Raw genomic sequence first — 21,242 nt, 5'->3', positions numbered from 1 at the left:
GAGGAGAGAATAAATGCATCAAGGTCAATGTTTATGTGGCAAGGTTAAGTTATCGACAGCACAAGATATTTCTGCACTTAGCGTTTGTCATTGCAGTATGTGTTTGCGTTGGAATGGCGGCCCGGGTTTTTCAATTGATTGTAAATCAGATTTGAAGATTGAAGGTGAAGAAAATATAACACGTTATGATTCATCTTCATGGGGAGAACGAGCATTTTGTAAGCATTGTGGCTCTCATCTTTTTTATCATCTAAAAGAAGCCCATACTTACTATGTATCAGCAGGATTATTCCCTGATGCGAAAGAAAGCAAACTGACAATGCAAATTTATATAGATAGCAAACCTAAGTATTATAATTTTGTAGAAAAAACACCAATGCTAACAGAGCAAGATATTATGAATATGTTTAATCAATAACATTTCATTTATTAGTTTTTTATATTTTTTAAAGACTCTTTTCTATATGAGTCTTTTTTATGATTCAATTTTATTAAATAACTATTAATGTAATATGAAGGAAAAAGCGGATTACTATTTTTTTATTATAGTATGAAGTTTGTATTCACGTTTGTGGAGAATTGATTTAATATTCTTTGCTATGGTGTAATTTAAAAGGAAAGAGTTATTGATAAATACATTGATAATAAGTCGAGTTGAAATATTTAGCTTGGGAATAAAAACACTTCTTAGTCAGGTTAAAAAAATTAATATCCGAAAGGTGGTGAATGATGAAAATGATGCATTCCGTTATTGTCGCCAATTTTCGGTTAATCTTATTATTATTTACTCAGCACCTTCAATCTCATTAATTGATTCTATAAAAAGAATAAAGCGATCATCTTTATCAATTAAGATCATTGTTATTTCACCAAAAACAGATTCAATATTATCAATAACACTTCTCCAATTGGGTATTGAAGGTTTTATTGTTGCTGATACTTCTTGTGAAAATGTTCTGCAAGCTATTCGACAGGTTTGTATCGGTCAACGGTATATAAGCCAAGAATTAGCGATGGAAATCGCACTAACAAAATTACAGCAAGAACTAAATCCGTTACATCAACTGTCTGAACGAGAATTGCAGATTATGTCGATGATTATTAGAGGGAAAAAAATTGCACAAATCGCAAGTGAGTTGAATATTAATACAAAAACAGTAAATAGCTATCGTTATCGAATGTTTAGTAAACTTAAAATCTCAGGTGATGTAGAATTAACACATATAGCAATACGTTATGGGTTAATTGAGATAGAGAGTCATTTACAAAGTGGAAGACAAATTTGACGCCAAAGCATTCTTAAGCCGAGTCACAGATAAACCGGGTGTGTATCGGATGTATGATGCGACAGACACCGTAATCTATGTCGGCAAAGCGAAAGATCTGAAAAAAAGGCTTTCAAGCTATTTTCGTACACAGGTAAATAGCCGTAAGACCGAAGCTTTAGTGAAGTGCATCGCAAATATTGATGTCACGATCACCCATACAGAAACGGAAGCTTTATTGCTTGAACACAGCTACATTCAGCGCTATCAACCCCGCTATAATGTGTTGTTGCGAGATGATAAATCCTATCCTTATATTTATTTAAGCGGTGATAAACACCCTAGACTTGCTAGCTATCGAGGTGCAAAACATGCCAAAGGGGAATATTTTGGACCTTTTCCTAACTCTTTTGCAGTAAGAGAAACATTAGCATTAATGCAAAAATTGTTTCCTATTCGTCAATGCGAAGACAGTGTTTATCGCAATCGTTCAAGACCTTGTTTGCAATATCAAATTGGACGTTGTCTTGCACCTTGCGTAAAAGGTTATGTTTCTGATGAAGAATATGCCCAACAAGTTAATTATGTGCGGCTTTTTCTTTCAGGTGATGATACGCAAGTTATTGATGGATTGGTTAAACGTATGGAAGCCGCTAGTCAAGAATTACATTTTGAAGAGGCCGCTCGCATTCGTGATCAAATCCAAGCAGTAAGGCAAGTGACTGAAAAACAATTTGTTGCCAATATTGGCGATGATCTTGATGTGATCAGTGTTGCTTTTAATGGTGCGATTGCTTGTGTTTATGTTCTCTTTTTCCGTCAGGGTAAAGTGTTAGGAAGTCGGAGTTATTTTCCTAAAGTTCCTGCAAATACCTCAATCGATGAAGTTGTTCAGACTTTTATTGGCCAATTTTATTTACAAGGTAGTGCAATTCGTACTTTACCAAGTGAAATTTTGCTCGATTTTAATTTAGAAGATAAAGCGATTCTTTCTGAATCGATATCTTCAATTGCAGGGCGAAAAATTCAAATTCAAACCAAACCGCGTGGTGATAGGGCGCGTTATTTGAAATTAGCCAGAACAAACGCAGCAACGGCATTGGCTTCAAAACAAGTCGAACAATCGACAATTTCACAACGTTATACCTCTTTGATGTCTCTTCTTGATATGAAAGAGATAAAACGAATGGAATGTTTTGATATTAGTCACACTATGGGAGAGCAAACTGTGGCTTCATGTGTAGTATTTGACATGAATGGCCCATTAAAATCTGAATATAGGCGCTATAATATCAGTGGTATTACTCCTGGTGATGATTATGCGGCGATGAATCAAGTGCTGACCCGACGTTATGGTAAATCATTAGAAGACAGTAAAGTTCCAGATGTTATCTTTATCGATGGTGGTAAAGGGCAATTAGCACAAGCAATAGAAGTATTTGATTCTCTTAATGTTGATTGGGATAAATCACACCCGAAATTAATTGGTGTCGCAAAAGGGAGTGATCGTAAAGCAGGGCTTGAAACCTTGTTTTTTGTACCTGAAGGTGAAGGAATGGCGTTACCTTCTGATTCACCTGCGTTACATTTGATCCAACATATTCGTGATGAATCTCATCGTCATGCAATAACAGGGCACCGCCAACGTAGAGCAAAAGTAAAAAATACCAGTTCGCTGGAGTCTATTGAAGGTGTAGGACCTAAACGTCGTCAAATGTTGTTGAAATATATGGGAGGGCTACAAGCTTTGCGAGATGCAAGTGTTGAAGAAATTGCGAAAGTCCCCACAATTTCGACGGCATTAGCAGAAAAAATTTTTAATGCGTTGAAACACTAAGTGTATTGATGCACCATATTAATAACTCTCACTTTTCTAGGTCGTGTAGAACGCTATGCAACTAAATATCCCAACTTGGCTAACTCTATTTCGTGTCGCTCTAATCCCATTCTTTGTTTTGGTATTTTATTTACCATTCAAAGATGCCCCATTAGTTTGCGCTATTATTTTTATGGTAGCAGCTGCAACAGACTGGTTTGATGGCTTTTTAGCACGTAGATGGAAACAAACTACCCGCTTCGGCGCTTTTCTGGACCCAGTAGCGGATAAAGTAATGGTTGCAACAGCACTTGTTTTAATTACTGAGTACTATCATGAGTGGTGGATAACCTTACCGGCAGCAACAATGATTGCTCGTGAAATTATTATCTCTTCACTAAGAGAATGGATGGCTGAATTAGGGAAACGTAACAGTGTTGCAGTTTCTTGGATAGGAAAAGTGAAGACGACCGCACAAATGGGATCACTTGTTGTGTTATTATGGCGTCCTACTGTTGAAGCAGAGTGGTTTGGATTCGCTTTATTATATATCGCAACAGTGCTGACTTTCTGGTCAATGTTTCAATATTTGAGCGCTGCGTGGTCAGATTTGCGTGAAGGTTGATCGAAATGACTGAAAATTCACCGAACAGTCAAAAAGATGCAAATATAGTGTTGACTAGATTCAGGAAATCAGTAGAATGCAACGCATCGAAAGGCACAACGGTTTACGGAAATAAATAAGTAAATCAGCAAGTTCGGTAATGCGGGAATAGCTCAGTTGGTAGAGCACAACCTTGCCAAGGTTGGGGTCGCGAGTTCGAGTCTCGTTTCCCGCTCCAATCTCTTATGAGATTGAGCATTTGAGGCGCGTTGGCAGAGTGGTCATGCAGCGGATTGCAAATCCGTGTACCTCGGTTCGATTCCGGGACGCGCCTCCATTAATGCCCAGGTGGTGAAATCGGTAGACACAAGGGATTTAAAATCCCTCGGCTGTAAGGCTGTGCGGGTTCAAGTCCCGCCCTGGGCACCATCTCTTTAAAATAATCTCTATTTGAGATAAAGAGTTTGGTGCAAAAAGAAAGCCCATTATAAATGGCGTTACAAGTGGCATTGTAAGATAGATAATTAATAAGTCGTCCATACCAGTATCTCTCTTAGTAATAAGAATTTACGGGCGCACCACAGAATTTAGCCCAGGTGGTGAAATCGGTAGACACAAGGGATTTAAAATCCCTCGGCTGTAAGGCTGTGCGGGTTCAAGTCCCGCCCTGGGCACCATATAAAGACCGGACCTTAACTTAGGTCCGTTTTTTCTTCCCTAACAACAAGTTAGCGAGAAAAAAGTAAAAAATTAAAGTTAGCAGTTTTAGAAGTAAATGCTTTAAATTTATTTGTTATCTATCTTGTTTGATAGACAAACAGTAAGCGTAACAAGTAAATACAATTTAGCCCAGGTGGTGAAATCGGTAGACACAAGGGATTTAAAATCCCTCGGCTGTAAGGCTGTGCGGGTTCAAGTCCCGCCCTGGGCACCATATAAAAAAGCGGACCTTAATAAGGTCCGTTTTTTTTGATCATAAAAAAGTAAAAATCAAATTGAATGTATTATCTTGTTGCTACTTAAAGATAATTTTATCAACTCGTTGGAATGTAAAATAAAAAATCACCTTATCCGTTGTAGCAATAGGGTGATTTATATTTAATATTGTTTTGTATTATTAGTGATCAGCAATTAATTCTTTGCATCTAAAGCTATAACCCGCTCTCTTAGTGTAATAAAACGGGTAAATACATCGTTTACTGTAAGAAGCCCTACATTATCTTCAGGTGCCTTCAGTACTTCACTGGCAATATGCCATGGTCCCCAAAAATCAGCATCACTATTACCAAACATCGCTACCGTTGGCACACCCACACCTACTGAAATATGTAATGCACCACCATCGCTGGTTAGCATCTGATCACATAAAGACATACCCGCCATTAATTCTCTAAGATTTTGTGTAGGTACTGGCGTAATAGGGATATCTTTGCACTGTTCAAGGATACACTGTGCTTTTTCATCATCACCAGGGTGCTGTTTATTGTCGTTGCTTCCTGGCGACCAAAAAAGAAGAATGTGGCATTTTTCGCGTTGTGTTAATTGGTGTGCTAACGCGATAAATTTTTCTGCTTGCCAACGTTGTTGTGGTTTACGTGAACTGATTTGTAAACCGTAAACAGGAGTATTTTCAGTTATCTTAATACGTTGACGAATTGCAGAGATCTCTTCATCTTTGACATACAACTTTAAAGGACCCGCTTTTCTCTCTATTCCAAGAGGATGGGATAGTTGGCAGAACAACTCAGCGATATGACCTCTATTGGATGGTGTTGGAATGGGATCTGTCACTGCTGAAGGTGCATCATTGCCAATAGCGATGATACGTTTAGCACCTGATAGTTTTGCCCATTGTAATGCTCTTTTAGCCCAATGATCACGAGCAATAATTGCAATATCATAGTGCTGACGACGCATATCCAAAATAATTTTTAAGCGATTCAGAATAAGTTTTAAGGATGATTGTCCTGATTTTTTATGATGTAACTTACTGTAAATATGAACATTTCCGACGGAAGGGTTACCTTCTAGAATAGCTTGATTGTAAGAGTTTACTAGCAGATCTATTTTTGTATTATATTCATGAGCAAGAGAGTCAATTAATGGTGTTGTAAGTATTAAATCACCAATGTTATCTCTTTGTATTATTAATATTTTAGGCATAATTAGATTTATGTATATTCGAATGAGAGAAATTCATTGCTGATAAGTATGGCTTCAGCAGTAATCATATTGTGTATTTATGATTATAAACGATTCGATATGTAGAGGCATCTTTATCAGAGAATTAATCTACTTTTTGGATGGGATGAATGAGAAGAGGATAAGATCAAATGCTGTATTAACGTTTTCTTCTCCTCACGAAATTATAATGTATGAAATTAATATTAGAAAATTATTTGACTTATCTTTAGTTCGAAATTTGGGAAATAAACATTAAAAATGAGATAGGCTGTGCCTAATAAATCACAGCCTTATAAATTTATTATTTATTGGTTTTATTTTTTTCTAACCATTTTTGCATCTGTTCTATTTCTGGACCTTGGGCATCAATAATAGCTTGAGCGAGTTTACGCATTTCAGGATCAGTACCGTATTTCAACTCAATCTTAGCCATATCAATAGCGCCTAAATGGTGGGCAATCATGCCATCAGCAAAAGCGACATCTGCATTATCGGTGTTCATTCCTTTTGCCATATCGGCATGCATTTTATTCATGGAATCATTGAGTTCTTTTTGCATTGGCGAACTGTTATGAGATGTCTCCATATTCATGTTCATATGTGTATTGTTTGCCATTGCACCAAAAGAGATAGCACTCATTAAAATAACAGCAGTAGGTAAAATCTTTTTCATAACAGTTTCCTTTAATTTATCGTGAAATTGTTATCACTCTAAAGATTCCCCTTAGGGGAAGGTCAATGTTGTTATTCAAAGTTTAATCTTCTTTACCTTTAATGACGTAATTACAAAATAGCCTTTTTAACTCATTTTATTTCAATTGGTTATATGCCTAAATTCAATTTAATGTCTCTTTATACACTCGGAATTTCTTTATAAAAAATAGAAAAGTAATGATAACTATTCCCATTAAATGTATTTTACTGTAAAGTTGCATTATTAATGCAACTTTAAGGTGGCTATATGGATAATCAAACTACAACGCAGTCTATGTCTCAAGAACACACAAAAGCAGGGCATACCTTTTTAGCAAGCTTAGGGAAAACACGTTTAAGACCTGGCGGTGTAGAGGCATCTGATTGGTTAATTAATAACGCACATTTTACATCGTCAAGCCATGTTCTTGAGATTGCTTGTAATATGGCGACAACTTCAATTGAAATTGCTAAGAAATATGGTTGCCATATTATTGCTGTCGATATGGATGATGATGCTTTGGCTCATGCGCAAAATAATGTTGATAACGCACAATTATCACATTTGATTCAATTAACAAAAGCCAATGCGTTATCTTTGCCTTTCCCTGATAATACGTTTGATATTGTTATAAATGAAGCAATGTTGACAATGTATGCAGATAAAGCCAAAGCAAAGCTAGTAAAAGAGTATTACCGTGTTTTAAAGCCCGGCGGTTTATTATTAACTCATGATATTATGAAGAAAAATAATGATGTTAATAGAGATAAATTAATTGGTGTAGTGAAATCAAATGTAGCACCAATGTTTAAGCAAGAGTGGCATGACTTATTTATTAATATTGGTTTTTCAGACGTAAAAATAAAATCTGGCAACATGAGTTTAATGTCGCCTATTGGTTTAATTCGGGATGAAGGTTTATTTAGAACTGCTAAAATAATTAAAAATGGATTGATAAATAAGCAAAATAGACCACGTTTCTTATCCATGTTTCGTTTTTTTAGAGAAAATCGGCATGTTTTAAATTATATTGCGTGTTGCTCTAAAAAATAATTTTATCAAGAAAAGCTTATATATCATTTAATGGCACCTAAGTAAAACTAGGTGCTTATTTTTCTATTAATAAGAATAAATAGAACTGTATACCTCCGTAATAAAATGTAAAAAATAAAAAGAATCGTAATCCAGATTGAACCTGTTTTATTTTAACTATATATCTATATTAGAAATAAGCATTAAAAATAAATATTAAAACAGATAGGATTTATATGTGGAGTTTAATATGAAACAGATACTTATTATTTTAGGAGGGATATTATCGCTGACTATTATGCTAGCTATTCTTGTTGCTATTCTAATTGTATCGGTCATTAAAGAGAATTCGGCTGAGTTTTGGAGTGAAAGCCACGAAGTGATTGAAAATTCCTCCTCAACAGTAAATGCAACTCTTTCTACCGTAAAAGCAAAACGCGATACGCTTATGGCTATTTATCAATCTAAAGATAATAATGGCAGCTGTCAGCAGCTAGCTGAAAAGCTAAATGATATTGAAAAAGCACTTTCTAATGGAAATTTAATGCTACCTCGGTCAGCAAAAGAACAAGTTTCAATGATCAAAAATGCTTTTGATGGTTCAACATCACCTACGAAAAATATTGCTTGCGAGCAAGCGCTTCAAGTTATTACTGACTTGAGTCAGTAATCTCAATATCCTCTCTATTTTTATTTATCTTTTATCCCATTGTAAGATTATTTTTAGCTATTAAATTAATATCTCTTAACTTAATTCAATGAATGTGCGATATATTTTTCTTTAAAAGAGCATATTTTTATTCTTTACCATAAAGTAACGGTAGGACATTTATATTTACAGTCTGGCTATTAAGAGGTGATGTTAACGTTAAAAAGAAGTTGCCAAGGGGATTTAAAGTCACGATATGAATATGCTAAAATTGATGGCTGATTCGCTTTAGCAATGAGATTTGATGATAATTTGGTTTGTTTTTTGTCTCTAACGACTCACGTTTTCATCTTTATGCTATTTTTTATTATCAATCTAATAAATCAATTTTAGCGCTAGCTAAGAAAAGCAAATCAGACAAAAGCTTCTATAAAAAGCAATGGCATATATATCAGTATAATTTAAGAAAACATCAATTAATTATGAATATCGCAGCATCAAATGTAAATGAAGTAAGCCGACAAACAGCGTGGATCAGGGTAATAATATTATCGTTCGCGGCTTTCGTTTTTAATACAACAGAATTTGTCCCTGTTGCACTGTTAAGTGATATTTCTGAAAGCTTCGGTATGATCCCTGCTCAAACAGGTTTAATGATCACAATATATGCTTGGGTTGTTGCTTTAATGTCTCTGCCTTTAATGATAATGACAAGTAAAGTTGAGCGACGTAAGTTACTTATTATTTTATTTATGCTCTTTATTTTAAGTCATATTTTATCTGGTGTAGCATGGGATTTTAATTCACTGATAGCAGGGCGTATTGGTGTCGCTTTTTCTCATGCAGTATTTTGGTCTATTACCGCATCTCTGGCTATTAGAGTGGCACCTGCTGGCAAACGCGCTCAGGCATTAGGCTTATTAGCAACAGGAACAGCACTTGCAACAGTATTAGGTTTACCTATTGGTCGTGTTGTTGGACAGTGGTTAGGATGGCGTGCAACATTTATGGGCATTGGGATATTAGCCTTAATTACCCTGTTTGCGTTAATGCGCTATTTGCCTTTATTACCCAGTGAGCATTCAGGATCACTAAAAAGTGTGCCGATGTTATTAAAGCGTGGCCCGCTTATGGGGATCTTTCTATTAACGGTTATTGCCGTGACAGCACATTTTACAGCGTATAGTTATATCGAGCCTTTTGTCGTTGATATTGCGGGTCTGGATCAGAATTTTGCTACGTTAGTTTTATTGATTTTTGGTGGAGCCGGTATCATTGGTAGCGTGTTATTTAGTCGTTATAGCGCCAAAATGCCAACCTCATTCTTATTTTCAGCCTTAATATTACTTACGTTTTGTTTAAGTTTATTAATGGTCAGTAGCCAGAATTTAACTGCATTTATTGTGCTGATTATATTTTGGGGTATTGGATTTATGTGTATTGGGCTAGGAATGCAGGTTAAAGTGATTGATTTAGCACCTGATGCAACGGATATAGCGATGTCTATTTATTCCGGCATTTTTAATATCGGTATTGGTGCTGGAGCATTGATTGGTAATCAAGTTATTTTACATGCTGGTATGACAAACCTTGGCTATGCGGGAACAATATTAAGTATTATTGCAGCGGTTTGGTGTGGTTTTATTTTTAATCGTTACCGTGTTGCGATGGGTGGGAAGCCACGCCAAAAGAATCAACTCCATCAACACTAAATAAGTATTTCCACGATATAAAGGCACTTATTCAATAGGAAGAGTGCCTTTTTTATTTGTTGTAGATGAATATCCTTAATCTCTCTTGTGATAGAATTCACAAAATTGACTTTGTATAGGATTAAGGCGAAAAAATGAATGGATTAACTTACTTAATGTTGGCAATTATATCTGAAGTCATTGCGACAACAATGCTGAAAGCTTCTGATGGTTTTAGCCGATTATATCCATCTATTGTTGTCGTCATTGGTTACTGTCTTTCTTTTTGGGCGCTTTCTCAAGTGGTAAGAGTTATGCCATTAGGTATTGCTTATGCAATATGGAGTGGATTAGGGATAGTTTTAGTTTCTGTTGCAGCGGTGTTTCTTTATCAACAAAAACTCGATTTACCTGCCATTGTTGGTATGGCTTTAATTATTGCTGGTGTTTTGGTTATAAATCTACTTTCAAAAAGTGCTTCACACTAATAGGAATAACTGGAAGAAATTAGGGTGTCTTTGATGCAAAAGAAATTTAAAACAGCTTATTATCTATTTATGTTAACTAGCTTTGCTTTTATTGCAGGATGCAGTAATTCAGCGCAGACACAATATTCACCTACACAAAATTCATCTACACAAATAGTTAGCAAAAGTCGAACAATACCGACAACAAGCCTTGATATTCCCTTAGAAGAATCAGCCAAGGCAACCTGTGTTTTTTCAGGTGGTGTGCCTTCGCTAAACTATGAATTACATGGGGGGCAGACACCAGTGTGTCAATTTGCTAATGGCAAGCGTTGTAGTGAACAAGCTTTAATTGAAGGGGCTTGTATTCCAGGTTAAAGCTTATTTTTGGTTGAGTGTTTAATGACCATATCTTTATTATAAAAATAGCCTTTAGTTTATCGCTAAAGGCTATTTTCTTTTTTATTCTTTTGTTTTAAAAGAACTTGTTATTTGGCTCATTAATACTAATAAACCTACAACAAAATAAGCAGAGAAAATAATAAGCATCCATTGTGGCATTTCTAAAGTTAAGAATTGCCATTGGCTGACAGAACAATCACCGGTTGCTTGGAATACAGCAGGGAACCAATCTTGCAGAGCAAACCAAGAAGGTAAAGTGACAAAAAAGTCACAGGTTGCAAAAGGTGATGGATTCAGAATAAGTTGTGTATGTTCCCAAGAGAGTTCAATTCCCCGGTATGCGGAATAAATCCATAAAAAACCGCCTGCCATACGCATAAGAGCCATTTTAGGTGCAGATGCCCCAATCAATGCAGCGACTAAGATCCCTAATACCGCAATACGTTGATAGACGCACATTACACAAGGCATTAATTCCATTCCGTACTGAAAATACAATGCGGCACCTTCAAGACCTATTGCTGTTAATGCAAGCAACAGCCATGAAAAACGGCTTTGTGACCAGTGACGAAGAGAAGTCAGCATAATAATATCCATTTAAATATTAAATAAAATAAGTGCTTATTCTGCCTAAAAATCAAGCGCAAAAAAAGTTAAAACCTGTTATTTCACAAATATTTACATTCGAGCTTATTTTAATGAAAAAAATAGGGCTTTTATCAAATAAAAGCCCTATTTATGTGGTGTAACTGTGGTTCTATTGTTATGGAATAGCAACTAAACCAATTTCATAAAACCAGTGTGTTGCAGGAACAAGCCAAAATTCAACAGCCAGTAAACCAAGTAATGTCATTACAATTGTATATGGCAGCGCCATTATCACCATGCGGCCATATGATAAACGGATGAGTGGTGATAATGCTGATGTTAATAAGAACAGGAATGCAGCTTGCCCATTTGGTGTCGCAACAGAAGGTAAGTTTGTACCTGTATTAATAGCAACACCAATATGTTCATATTGTGATTGGCTAATTAATCCATCTTGCAATGCTGTTAAAGCTTCACTGATATAAACCGTACCCACAAACACGTTATCTGAAATAGCAGATAGTAGACCATTAAAGAGGTAAAAAAGAGACAGTTGCGAGGATTCTGAAGCTTGAAGAACAAACTGAATAATAGGGGCAAATAATTGCTGATCGATAATAACAGCAACAATAGAGAAGAAAACAGTCAATAACGCAGTGAAAGGCAAGGCCTCTTCAAATGCTTTACCAAGAGCATGTTCTTCTGTGACTCCACAAAATGCAGTGGCAAGAATAATAACAGATAAACCGATAATACCGACTTCTGCTAAATGGAGCGCTAAAGCAACAATCAACCAAATACCAATTAATGCTTGGATCATCAATTGTGCTTTTTCTTGAGAAGTGCGTTTTTCACTGTTTTTCTTGTCGTATTCAGTGAGAACTTTACGAACTAAATCAGGTAATTCAGCACCATAACCAAAGAGCTTAAAGCGTTCTACAAGGTAGCACACTGCAAGACCAGCAAAGAAAACAGGAATAGTGACAGGTGACATTCTGATAAAGAAGGTCACAAAATCCCACTCTAAATGTTTTGCAATAATAAGGTTTTGTGGTTCACCCACCATGGTCATTACGCCACCTAATGCAGTACCAACACCAGCATGCATCATTAAGCTACGTAAAAAAGCACGGAATTGTTCTAAAGTTTGTTTTTTTTCTGCGGTATCAATAAACCCATCATTACTTAATTCTGCACCTGATTGGTTAGATGCGAAATTATGATATATAGAGTAGAAACCGAGAGAAACACTGATCACAACCGCGATAACGGTTAAAGCATCTAAAAAGGCAGATAAAAATGCACTTGAAAAGCAAAAAGCAATAGATAACATCCGTTTAGAACGAATAGATAACAATAATTTTGTAAAAGCAAACAGTAACAATTGCTTCATAAAATAGATACCCGCAACCATAAAGACAAGAAGCAAAATCACTTCAAGGTTGTTGGCAATTTCATGACCAATCTGTTTTGGGCTAGTCATTCCAATGATGACGGCCTCAATAGCAAGTAATCCTCCGGGTTGTAGCGGGTAACACTTTAGCGCCATAGCCAGTGTAAAAATAAATTCTACAACTAATAGCCAACCGGCGACAAAAGGGTCAACAAAGAAAAAAAGCAGTGGGTTGATAATTAAAAAAGTAAGAATAGCAAGCTTATACCAATCAGGGGAATTCCCCATAAAGTTCTTTAGTAGTGCTTGTCTTATACTCATATCCATTAGGTTTTTCATCCTCCAAATAGAGATTTTAAGCGCAACAATGCGCAATCTAACCATAGTACGCGCTAATTGCTGTGAAATTAAGCGCGCTAGTAATAATAAATTGATGAAACTACATCACGTTTTATGATGCCATTCACTATTTAATGATGGTTGAGCTATATCAAAATTACGCATTCTGATATTATCTTTTCCATTATTAGCAGAAAAATCGCTTCGGAAGAAATAAAAATATGGTTATTAAGGCTCAAAGCCCCGCAGGTTTTGCGGAAGAGTATATTGTTGAAAGTATCTGGAATAATCGTTTTCCTCCTGGATCTATTCTTCCAGCGGAACGTGAGCTATCTGAATTAATTGGTGTTACAAGAACCACATTAAGAGAAGTGTTACAACGCCTTGCTCGTGATGGTTGGTTAACTATTCAACACGGAAAGCCAACGAAGGTAAACAATTTCTGGGAAACATCAGGTCTTAATATCCTTGAAACAGTCGCTCGCCTTGATCATGATCGAGTACCACAATTAATCGATAACTTATTGGCTGTCAGAACCAATATTTCAGCTATTTTTATTCGTACCGCATTTAGAAATGGCCCTGAAAAATGTATTGAAGTTTTAAATCATGAGCTTACCACTGAAAATAGTGCTGATGAGTTTAGTGAACTGGATTACAACATTTTCCGTGGATTGGCGTTTGCATCAGGTAACCCAATTTATGGTCTTATCTTAAACGGCTTAAAAGGGCTTTATACGCGCGTAGGTCGTTATTATTTCTCAAATATTCAAGCCAAAGAACTCGCGTTAGCATTCTATAAAAAACTGGCTGCATTATGTGAGCAAAAAGATGTTGAGCATGTTATGGAATGTGTCCGCCAATATGGTAAAGACAGTGGTATTATCTGGCAAAGTTTACAGTCACCATTACCGAGTGATCTAGAAGAAGTAAAACGCTAATTACGTTTGCTGCTTTATCACAATAGAAAAAACCAGTATTCATATAATTTGTGATACTGGTTTTTTATGTTTTTAAAAAGCCCCAAGTGTCATTTTTTAGGCAATGCTTTAAATAGGTTATTTTTAGTAAAAAGAGTAACCAAAGTGAGTTAATTTAAGAGTTATCATCTTTAAATTATTTAATTTTTAGATTTTAATAAAGCACTAAATTTCCTTCCTTAAGCCTTAAACTCTCTTCAATTTAAAATAATTTACTGATCAATAGTTTTATAATTTACAGTAATAATAATATATCATTGATTTAACTAGTTAATTTAATGATTTTTTTTGAAAATCATCTGTCGAATAACAATCAAATGTGACTTAACTCTAAAATCTGTCTTTTTATTAGCTTAGATGATTATTCTATATTGGCTTTTTGTGTATAGAATATTATTCTTATGTTATATCAATGTAAACTATTGGAGTCTTGCCATGAAAGTGATCATCTTAGGTGGCGGCGTTATTGGTGTAACGAGTGCGTGGTATCTTGTGCAACAAGGTCATGAAGTCATTGTTGTTGATAGACAAAATAGTGCAGCCGAAGAGACGAGCGCAGGTAATGCTGGTCAAATATCTCCGGGATATGCAACGCCTTGGGGCGCGCCGGGTATTCCATTAAAAGCAGTTAAATGGATGTTTCAAAAGCACGCACCATTAGCGATTAAACCTGATGGCTCACTTTTCCAATTACGTTGGATGTGGCAAATGTTACGTAATTGTGATGCGTCACATTACACTATGAATAAAAGCCGTATGGTGCGTATTGCCGAATATAGCCGTGATTGCATTCGTCAGTTACGCCAAGACACCGGTATTGAATACGAAGGTCGCCAAGGCGGCACTCTGCAACTTTTTCGTGATCAAAAGCAATTTGATAATGCGGCCAATGATATTGCTGTATTAAAGCAAGAGGGCGTCGCTTATGAATTGTTAACTGCGGATCAACTAAAATTAGCAGAACCTGCACTTGAGCATGTGAGTCACAAATTGACAGGTGGCTTACGTTTGCCAAATGATGAAACGGGTGATTGCCAAACTTTCACGAAAAAACTCGCTAAAATGGCAGAAGATGCCGGTGTTACGTTCTTATTTAACAAAGAAATCAAACATTTGTTATTTGATGGTGATAAAGTAGCGGGCGTTCAATGTCATGATGGATTATTAACAGCCGATCACTATGTTGTTGCCATGGGTTCTTATTCAACAGCGTTTTTGAAAAATAAAGTCGCCATTCCAGTTTATCCTCTTAAAGGTTATTCACTTACGATGCCGATTATTGACGCTTCAAGAGCGCCCACATCCACTATTTTAGATGAAACTTATAAAATCGCGGTAACGCGTTTTGATGAGCGAATTCGTGTCGGTGGAATGGCAGAAGTCGTTGGTTTTAATCTGGATATTTTAAAATCACGCTGTGAAACATTAAAAATGGTTGTACAAGATCTCTATCAAGGTGGTGGTGATATTGAGAAAGCCACTTTTTGGACAGGTCTAAGACCTATGACGCCTGATGGTACACCGATTGTAGGGCCTACGGCTTATCGTAATTTATCATTAAATACAGGGCACGGCACATTAGGTTGGACAATGGCATGTGGCTCTGGACAATTATTGGCTGACTTAATTTCAGGGAATAAACCTGCTATTGCCGCTGATGATTTATCTGTATTTCGGTATATCGATGGCTTTAATACTAAATTGCTCTTACCGGGGCAAAAACTTGATGCAGCTTATTAATTGAGGAGAAACCATGTCCAGACCCACAAAAGTAACTATTAACCTCGATGCATTAAGCCATAATCTGTCTGTTATTAAAGAGAGAGTCAAAGGCAGCAAAGTGTGGTCTGTTGTAAAAGCAGATGCTTATGGGCATGGATTATCCTGTGTTTGGCCGGCATTAAGTCATACTGATGGCTTTGCATTAATTGAGTTAGATAAAGCCATCATGTTAAGAGAGCAAGGATGGGTTGGCCCCATCCTTTTACTCGAAGGTTTTTTTAAACCAGAAGATGTCTATTTACTCGAACGTTATTCACTGACCACCACAGTGCATTCAGATTGGCAATTTGATGCTATAGAAAAAGCCCAATTAGAAAGACCTATCAATATTTATCTTAAGCTTAATAGTGGAATGAACCGTTTAGGTTATCGTCCTGATGCTTATCAACAAGCGATTAATCGTGCGAAAAGTATCAATAACATTGGGTTTATTATTCAAATGTCGCATTTTGCTAATGCAGATACTGGGTTGAACATGAATGCACAAAAGGCTGTCATTAATCAGACAATGGTAAGTGAATTGCCTCGGTGTTTGGCAAATTCAGCCGCAACGTTATTTGATCCTGAAACTTATCAAGATTGGGTACGCCCAGGCATTATTTTATATGGCGTTTCGCCTTCGGGTGTTTGGCAAGATATTGCTGATTTCAATTTACAACCCGTAATGACATTTAATAGTGAAATATTAGCCATTCAACAAGTCAAAAAAGGCGAGCAGATTGGTTATGGTAGCCGATATACCGCTGAGCGAGATATGCGGATCGGTGTTGTTGCCTGTGGTTATGCTGATGGCTATCCAAGACATGCACCAGACGGTACACCTGTGATGGTTAATGGGCATAAAACACAATTGGTTGGGCGTATTTCTATGGATATGCTAACCATTGATGTGACCGATTTTCCTGATGTTAATTACGGTAGTCCGGTTGAATTATGGGGAGAAGAACTCCCGGTTGATGATGTTGCAACCGCATGTGGCACTATTGGTTACGAATTACTGTGTGCAATAGCACCAAGAGTTACTGTCGAAGTGATGATAAATTTACCTAATTCCACTTTTTCTGATCTAAATGAAAGTTGTTGATAATCACTAAACTAGAATAAGCTTAAATTTATTTTGATTTGGTGATCCTATGAGTAACGGCATTGCATTGCGTGTGAAAGGAAAGGTTCAAGGCGTTGGCTTTCGCCCATTTGTTTGGCAATTAGCCCATCGTTTTGGTTTATTAGGGCAAGTGAGCAATGATAGTTTGGGGGTATTAGTACATTTAATGCCTTCACCTAAAAATGCACTCTTTATCGAAGCATTAAAAGCAGAATGCCCACCATTAGCACGCATTGAACGTATAGAAGAATCACCTTATCAATGGGAACAGCTACCTACTGATTTTATTATTGTAAAAAGTGGTGGTGGCGAAATGGATACACAAGTTGTTCCTGATGCCACAACCTGCCAAGCCTGTATTGATGAATTATTTGATCCACAAAATCGTCGTTATCATTATCCTTTTATTAACTGCACCCATTGCGGTCCTCGTTTTACTATCATAAAAAAAATGCCTTATGACAGGCCTTTTACTTCAATGTCTGAATTTCCATTCTGCCCTGAATGTAAACATGAATATGAAGATCCCGCAGATAGACGATTTCATGCTCAGCCTAATGCCTGTCCTATATGTGGACCTCATATCTGGCTTGCCGATAATCAGGGTAAAGCGTTAGCAACAAAAGAGCTTGCATTAACTCAAGCTTGTGAAGCATTACTTGCTGGAAAAATTGTTGCAGTTAAAGGTATTGGTGGTTTTCATTTAGTGTGTGATGCACGTAATAATGAGAGCGTTGCATTATTACGCGAACGTAAGTACCGACCCGCGAAGCCATTAGCTGTGATGATCACAGGAATCGATCAAATTAAAGCAGATGAGCAAGATCCAGATTTTCTTCCAACAGCTATTCAAACATTGCAAAGCACTGCTGCCCCAATTGTATTAGTCCCTAAAACCGTTGCCCCTAAACTTGCAGAGCTTATTGCGCCGGGATTAACTGAGATTGGTGTTATGTTACCCGCCAATCCATTGCAACATTTATTAGCACGAGGTACGAATATTCCTCTTGTTATGACATCAGGAAATGCATCAGGTCATACACCCGCATTAAGTAACGAAGATGCTTTAATGCAACTGAGAGATATTGCAGATTTATTCTTAATGCATAATAGAGAAATCATACAAAGGGCAGATGACTCATTAGTTCGTATTGAGGGCAAACAGAGCATTATGATCAGACGCTCTCGTGGTTATGTCCCAGATGCGATTTCATTACCTGATGATTTTGAGGCGCAACCCTCAGTGTTTGCTATGGGGGGCGATCTTAAAAATGTATTTTGCTTATTACGCCAGCATCAAGCCATTATGGGACCACATTTAGGTGATCTTGATGATTTAAGCGTACGACAACAGTTGGTAAAATCGTTGACTCTTTTCCAGCAGATTTATCGTTTCACTCCTAAAGCCATAGCAATAGATGCGCATCCTAACTACATCAGTCATCAATTGGGTAAGCAGTTTGCTCAAGAGCAAAATATTCCTGTTATTGAAGTCTCTCATCACCATGCACATATTGTTTCTTGCCTTGCTGAACATGGTCATACACATCAACAAGGTGCGGTTGTTGGTATTGCTCTTGATGGGTTAGGTTATGGGCAAGATGGGAATTTATGGGGTGGGGAATGTTTGCTGGTGGATTATCAGAAATCAAAACGGATTGGGGGGCTTCCTGCGGTTGCTATGCCCGGAGGTGATCTTGCCTCTATTCAACCTTGGCGAAACTGGTTCGCACATTTAGCTACTTTTTCTAAAGATTGGCAAGGTAGTGTTATTGCCCAAATTATACCTCGTCATGATCTGCAAATATTGAGTAAGGCAGTAGAACGTGGTTTAAATTCGCCTAAAGCTTCTTCTTGTGGGCGGTTTTTTGATGCAGTTTCAGCATCATTAGGATTAGCGCCTAAAGAAATAAGTTGGGAAGGTGAGGCTGCATGTTACTTACAAACAGCTGCATTACAGTGTCACCAAGATAAAAAAACAGAAATCATTAAGCAATATGGGCATTTGATGCCTGTAAAAAATAACTTGCTTGATCTATCTGTTTTTTGGACGCAATGGGAAGGTGTTGATCTTAATGTCAGTGAAAAAGCGTGGTTATTTCATTATTTATTAGCTGAAAGTTTAAGCGAAATTGCATTGCAATGTGCGGATGAACATCAGATTGATACCATTGTACTTACGGGGGGAGTGTTAAATAACACGCTACTCAAACAGCTGTTTAAGAAAAAATTAAACAATAAAAAAGTATTAATACCTATGATGTTACCTGCTGGTGATGGCGGTATTGCATTAGGACAAGCACTGATTGCTACACATTTAATGCAAAAATAGAATAATTGTAGGTAAAATAATGCCAGTTTTAGTTAATTGTGACTGAAATAGTTTTTTGGTTGCTACTTTATTAATGACAATATGGAAAATCATCGTGAGTAATAAGAAGATTATCATTTCTTTGGCCGTTATTGCAGGATTAAGCACGCCAGCAGCATTTGCTGGAGAATGGTCAATTGGTGGTTCGGTTTTAGCACAAGTCACTCCTTATAAAGGAGCGAAATCAAAAGATTATTTATTACCAGTACCACAAGTTAACTATCAATCAGAAAATTTCTATTTCGCAACGTTAGCAGCGGGATATTACCTGTGGAATACACCGAAAGATAAACTTTCAGTTGATTTACACTACTATCCACAAGCCTTTAAACCAAGCGATAGTGACGATGAACAAATGAAAAAACTGAATCGTCGCCGTGACACAATGATGGGTGGCTTTACTTATAAACACCACGAATCATGGGGTAGCTTAAGAGCGATCGTTTCTGGTGATATGCTAGGCAAAAGTAACGGTATTATCGCTGACGCCGCTTATTTATATCCTTTCGAATTTGGTAATTGGTCTTTACAACCAGGTGCAGGTATTGTTTGGGAAAACAAAAAACAAAACCGTTATGCTTATGGAATTAGCCATGCAGAATCACAACGCAGTGGTTTAGCAGAATATACGCCAAATGATAGCTGGAGACCGTATGTAGAGCTATCAGCGAACTATAAGTTTGCTAAAAACTGGAATTTCTTTGCGATGGGACGAGTTGACCATTTGCCAAGTGAAGTGAAAGACAGCCCAATGGTAAATAAATCTGTTACTGCGATTGTGTGGACAGGTGTGACTTACACATTCTAATTAGCTCGGTTCTAACTAGAATTTAGTAAGTTCAGTAATGATAAAAAAAGCTTCGATTCAAAAACTCGAAGCTTTTTTTATTGCGCAAGATATCAGTAATACTTTATTTTTCGGCAATATTTTTACGAACACGAACGACCAGAGATAAGCGACCGGGATGAACATTATCTGGTTTTAGTGGTCGGTGGATACGAGCGGTTTCTACGCAAGCCATTTTACGATAACCACCTGCGCTCATATCTTTCATTGAACTTGCAAGCTCTGCGCCGGGGTTCCAACATACCACATCACTATGATGGTAATGATGAACCTCAATGGTGCGATCCCAGCCATCATCATGAATAAGATTAAAATCGTCAGGCTCTGTATAAAGCCTATCAGTGCGTCCATTGAAGCGTAATGAGGTTTCATCAGTGTAAACCTCTTTATCTGCCACTGTGTCAATGTAGTGGCCTCCTAAGCCGGTTACAGAGACATTATCAATATCACTCACATTAAAATAAGAGTGGAGGGCAGCCGTCGCTTCATAATCACCGTAAGATTCTAATTCAACCTCACAGGTTGCGCCTAATTTAAAGCGTGCAATAACAGTAAACTCATGAGGCCAATATTTTTGTGTCTGTTGGCTCTCTTTTAGTGTCATGGTAATGAGCACGCCGTCTTCTTGCTCTGTATGGGCGCTAAATTCCCAAGGAAGAATTCGCGCAAATCCATGGCTTGGTGTACCCGCTGAAGCAAACCAAGGCCAGCAAATAGGAATACCGCCACGAATGGCAACACCAGGAGTGAAGAGAGAGGCTTCGCTTACCCAAAATACAGGATGCTCTTGCGCGGGTTGCCAAGCAATTAAATGTGCGCCTTGAAGGCTGATAGCTGCGCGTACTTTAGGATGCGAAATAACAAGGATAGGAAGTTCACCTAATTGCCGACGACTTAAGTAAGGTGATATTTGTTCAATAATCGGCAAAGAAAAAATTTTCTCATTCATTATCTTATGACCTTATGTCACTGACTATTTCAATACAATAAACTGACTGGCTAGAAAATAAAAGAGCCACCGAAAAGGTGGCTC

19 protein-coding genes and 5 tRNA genes are annotated in these 21,242 nt (G+C 37.1%); 19 read left to right on the top strand and 5 right to left on the bottom strand.

The window, feature by feature from the left end:
* Nucleotides 1–13 precede the first annotated feature (13 nt).
* The 9 genes from QQS39_RS10865 (at nt 14) to QQS39_RS10825 (ending at nt 4,619) form a co-directional block, all read left to right on the top strand.
* The gene (locus QQS39_RS10865) at nt 14–418 is read left to right on the top strand and encodes a GFA family protein (protein WP_196569071.1); all 405 of its coding nucleotides are present in this window, start codon (nt 14–16) and stop codon (nt 416–418) included.
* A 304-nt stretch (nt 419–722) separates the two neighbouring features.
* Nucleotides 723–1,286: a LuxR C-terminal-related transcriptional regulator gene (locus QQS39_RS10860; protein ID WP_265576312.1), complete on the top strand. Its 564-nt coding sequence runs from the start codon at nt 723–725 to the stop codon at nt 1,284–1,286.
* Nucleotides 1,270–3,102, top strand: coding sequence for an excinuclease ABC subunit UvrC (uvrC, locus tag QQS39_RS10855; protein WP_285804507.1), 1,833 nt, complete (start codon nt 1,270–1,272; stop codon nt 3,100–3,102). The genes QQS39_RS10860 and uvrC overlap by 17 nt, the downstream gene beginning before the upstream one ends.
* A 55-nt stretch (nt 3,103–3,157) precedes the next feature.
* The gene (gene pgsA / locus QQS39_RS10850) at nt 3,158–3,706 is read left to right on the top strand and encodes a CDP-diacylglycerol--glycerol-3-phosphate 3-phosphatidyltransferase (RefSeq protein WP_075674025.1); all 549 of its coding nucleotides are present in this window, start codon (nt 3,158–3,160) and stop codon (nt 3,704–3,706) included.
* 141 nt (nt 3,707–3,847) lie between these two features.
* Nucleotides 3,848–3,923 (top strand) — tRNA-Gly (locus QQS39_RS10845).
* Nucleotides 3,924–3,948: 25 nt separating this feature from the next.
* Nucleotides 3,949–4,022, top strand: a tRNA-Cys gene (locus QQS39_RS10840).
* Nucleotides 4,023–4,027: 5 nt separating this feature from the next.
* Nucleotides 4,028–4,114, top strand: a tRNA-Leu gene (locus tag QQS39_RS10835).
* 161 nt (nt 4,115–4,275) lie between these two features.
* Nucleotides 4,276–4,362, top strand: a tRNA-Leu gene (locus QQS39_RS10830).
* A gap of 170 nt (nt 4,363–4,532) precedes the next feature.
* A tRNA-Leu gene (locus QQS39_RS10825) sits at nt 4,533–4,619 on the top strand.
* Between the two features lie 197 nt (nt 4,620–4,816).
* Here the strand turns inward: QQS39_RS10825 and QQS39_RS10820 are convergent.
* Together QQS39_RS10820 and copM are read right to left on the bottom strand one after the other, a co-directional pair.
* On the bottom strand, nt 4,817–5,848 hold the full coding sequence (locus tag QQS39_RS10820; RefSeq protein ID WP_285804506.1) for a glycosyltransferase family 9 protein: 1,032 nt from the start codon (nt 5,846–5,848) through the stop codon (nt 4,817–4,819).
* 322 nt (nt 5,849–6,170) lie between these two features.
* Complete coding sequence (gene copM / locus QQS39_RS10815) at nt 6,171–6,542, bottom strand: CopM family metallochaperone (protein WP_151435367.1); 372 nt, start codon at nt 6,540–6,542, stop codon at nt 6,171–6,173.
* 288 nt (nt 6,543–6,830) lie between these two features.
* Here copM and QQS39_RS10810 point away from each other — a divergent pair, with 288 nt between their 5' ends.
* The 5 genes from QQS39_RS10810 (at nt 6,831) to QQS39_RS10790 (ending at nt 10,780) form a co-directional block, all read left to right on the top strand.
* Nucleotides 6,831–7,616 (top strand): class I SAM-dependent methyltransferase, encoded by a 786-nt coding sequence (locus QQS39_RS10810; protein ID WP_285804505.1) that lies wholly within the window; start codon nt 6,831–6,833, stop codon nt 7,614–7,616.
* A gap of 229 nt (nt 7,617–7,845) precedes the next feature.
* Nucleotides 7,846–8,265 carry a hypothetical protein gene (locus QQS39_RS10805; protein WP_285804504.1) on the top strand — a complete coding sequence of 140 codons (420 nt, stop codon included), beginning with the start codon at nt 7,846–7,848 and terminating at the stop codon, nt 8,263–8,265.
* A gap of 461 nt (nt 8,266–8,726) precedes the next feature.
* Complete coding sequence (locus tag QQS39_RS10800; protein ID WP_151435365.1) at nt 8,727–9,956, top strand: sugar transporter; 1,230 nt, start codon at nt 8,727–8,729, stop codon at nt 9,954–9,956.
* Nucleotides 9,957–10,090: 134 nt separating this feature from the next.
* Complete coding sequence (locus QQS39_RS10795; protein ID WP_098942546.1) at nt 10,091–10,423, top strand: SMR family transporter; 333 nt, start codon at nt 10,091–10,093, stop codon at nt 10,421–10,423.
* Between the two features lie 33 nt (nt 10,424–10,456).
* On the top strand, nt 10,457–10,780 hold the full coding sequence (locus QQS39_RS10790; RefSeq protein WP_285804503.1) for a putative hemolysin: 324 nt from the start codon (nt 10,457–10,459) through the stop codon (nt 10,778–10,780).
* Between the two features lie 84 nt (nt 10,781–10,864).
* Here the strand turns inward: QQS39_RS10790 and dsbB are convergent, their stop codons facing one another.
* Nucleotides 10,865–11,389, bottom strand: coding sequence for a disulfide bond formation protein DsbB (gene dsbB / locus QQS39_RS10785; protein ID WP_036912828.1), 525 nt, complete (start codon nt 11,387–11,389; stop codon nt 10,865–10,867).
* A gap of 178 nt (nt 11,390–11,567) precedes the next feature.
* A complete protein-coding gene (gene nhaB, locus QQS39_RS10780) occupies nt 11,568–13,112 on the bottom strand; it encodes a sodium/proton antiporter NhaB (protein WP_285804502.1) in 1,545 nt (514 codons plus the stop codon).
* Nucleotides 13,113–13,345: 233 nt separating this feature from the next.
* Here nhaB and fadR point away from each other — a divergent pair, with 233 nt between their 5' ends.
* The 5 genes from fadR to QQS39_RS10755 all read left to right on the top strand — a co-directional run bounded on the left by fadR (nt 13,346) and on the right by QQS39_RS10755 (nt 20,170).
* Nucleotides 13,346–14,065: a fatty acid metabolism transcriptional regulator FadR gene (gene fadR, locus QQS39_RS10775; RefSeq protein WP_151435362.1), complete on the top strand. Its 720-nt coding sequence runs from the start codon at nt 13,346–13,348 to the stop codon at nt 14,063–14,065.
* A 474-nt stretch (nt 14,066–14,539) separates the two neighbouring features.
* The gene (locus QQS39_RS10770) at nt 14,540–15,844 is read left to right on the top strand and encodes a D-amino acid dehydrogenase (protein WP_075673884.1); all 1,305 of its coding nucleotides are present in this window, start codon (nt 14,540–14,542) and stop codon (nt 15,842–15,844) included.
* Between the two features lie 13 nt (nt 15,845–15,857).
* Entirely contained in the window at nt 15,858–16,970 is a 1,113-nt protein-coding gene (alr, locus tag QQS39_RS10765) for an alanine racemase (RefSeq protein ID WP_285804501.1), read from the top strand.
* A gap of 49 nt (nt 16,971–17,019) precedes the next feature.
* Entirely contained in the window at nt 17,020–19,323 is a 2,304-nt protein-coding gene (gene hypF / locus QQS39_RS10760; RefSeq protein WP_285804500.1) for a carbamoyltransferase HypF, read from the top strand.
* Between the two features lie 94 nt (nt 19,324–19,417).
* Nucleotides 19,418–20,170, top strand: a complete 753-nt coding sequence (locus QQS39_RS10755) for a MipA/OmpV family protein (RefSeq protein WP_285804499.1) — start codon at nt 19,418–19,420, stop codon at nt 20,168–20,170.
* 103 nt (nt 20,171–20,273) lie between these two features.
* On the opposite strand, the gene QQS39_RS10750 is transcribed toward QQS39_RS10755, so the two are convergent.
* Nucleotides 20,274–21,158: a D-hexose-6-phosphate mutarotase gene (locus tag QQS39_RS10750; protein ID WP_151435358.1), complete on the bottom strand. Its 885-nt coding sequence runs from the start codon at nt 21,156–21,158 to the stop codon at nt 20,274–20,276.
* Nucleotides 21,159–21,242: the final 84 nt, after the last annotated feature.

This window comes from Proteus appendicitidis, from assembly GCF_030271835.1.
Classification (GTDB): domain Bacteria; phylum Pseudomonadota; class Gammaproteobacteria; order Enterobacterales; family Enterobacteriaceae; genus Proteus; species Proteus appendicitidis.
Note: the sequence above shows the minus strand (reverse complement) of the source record. Positions and strands in the feature narration are given on the sequence as shown.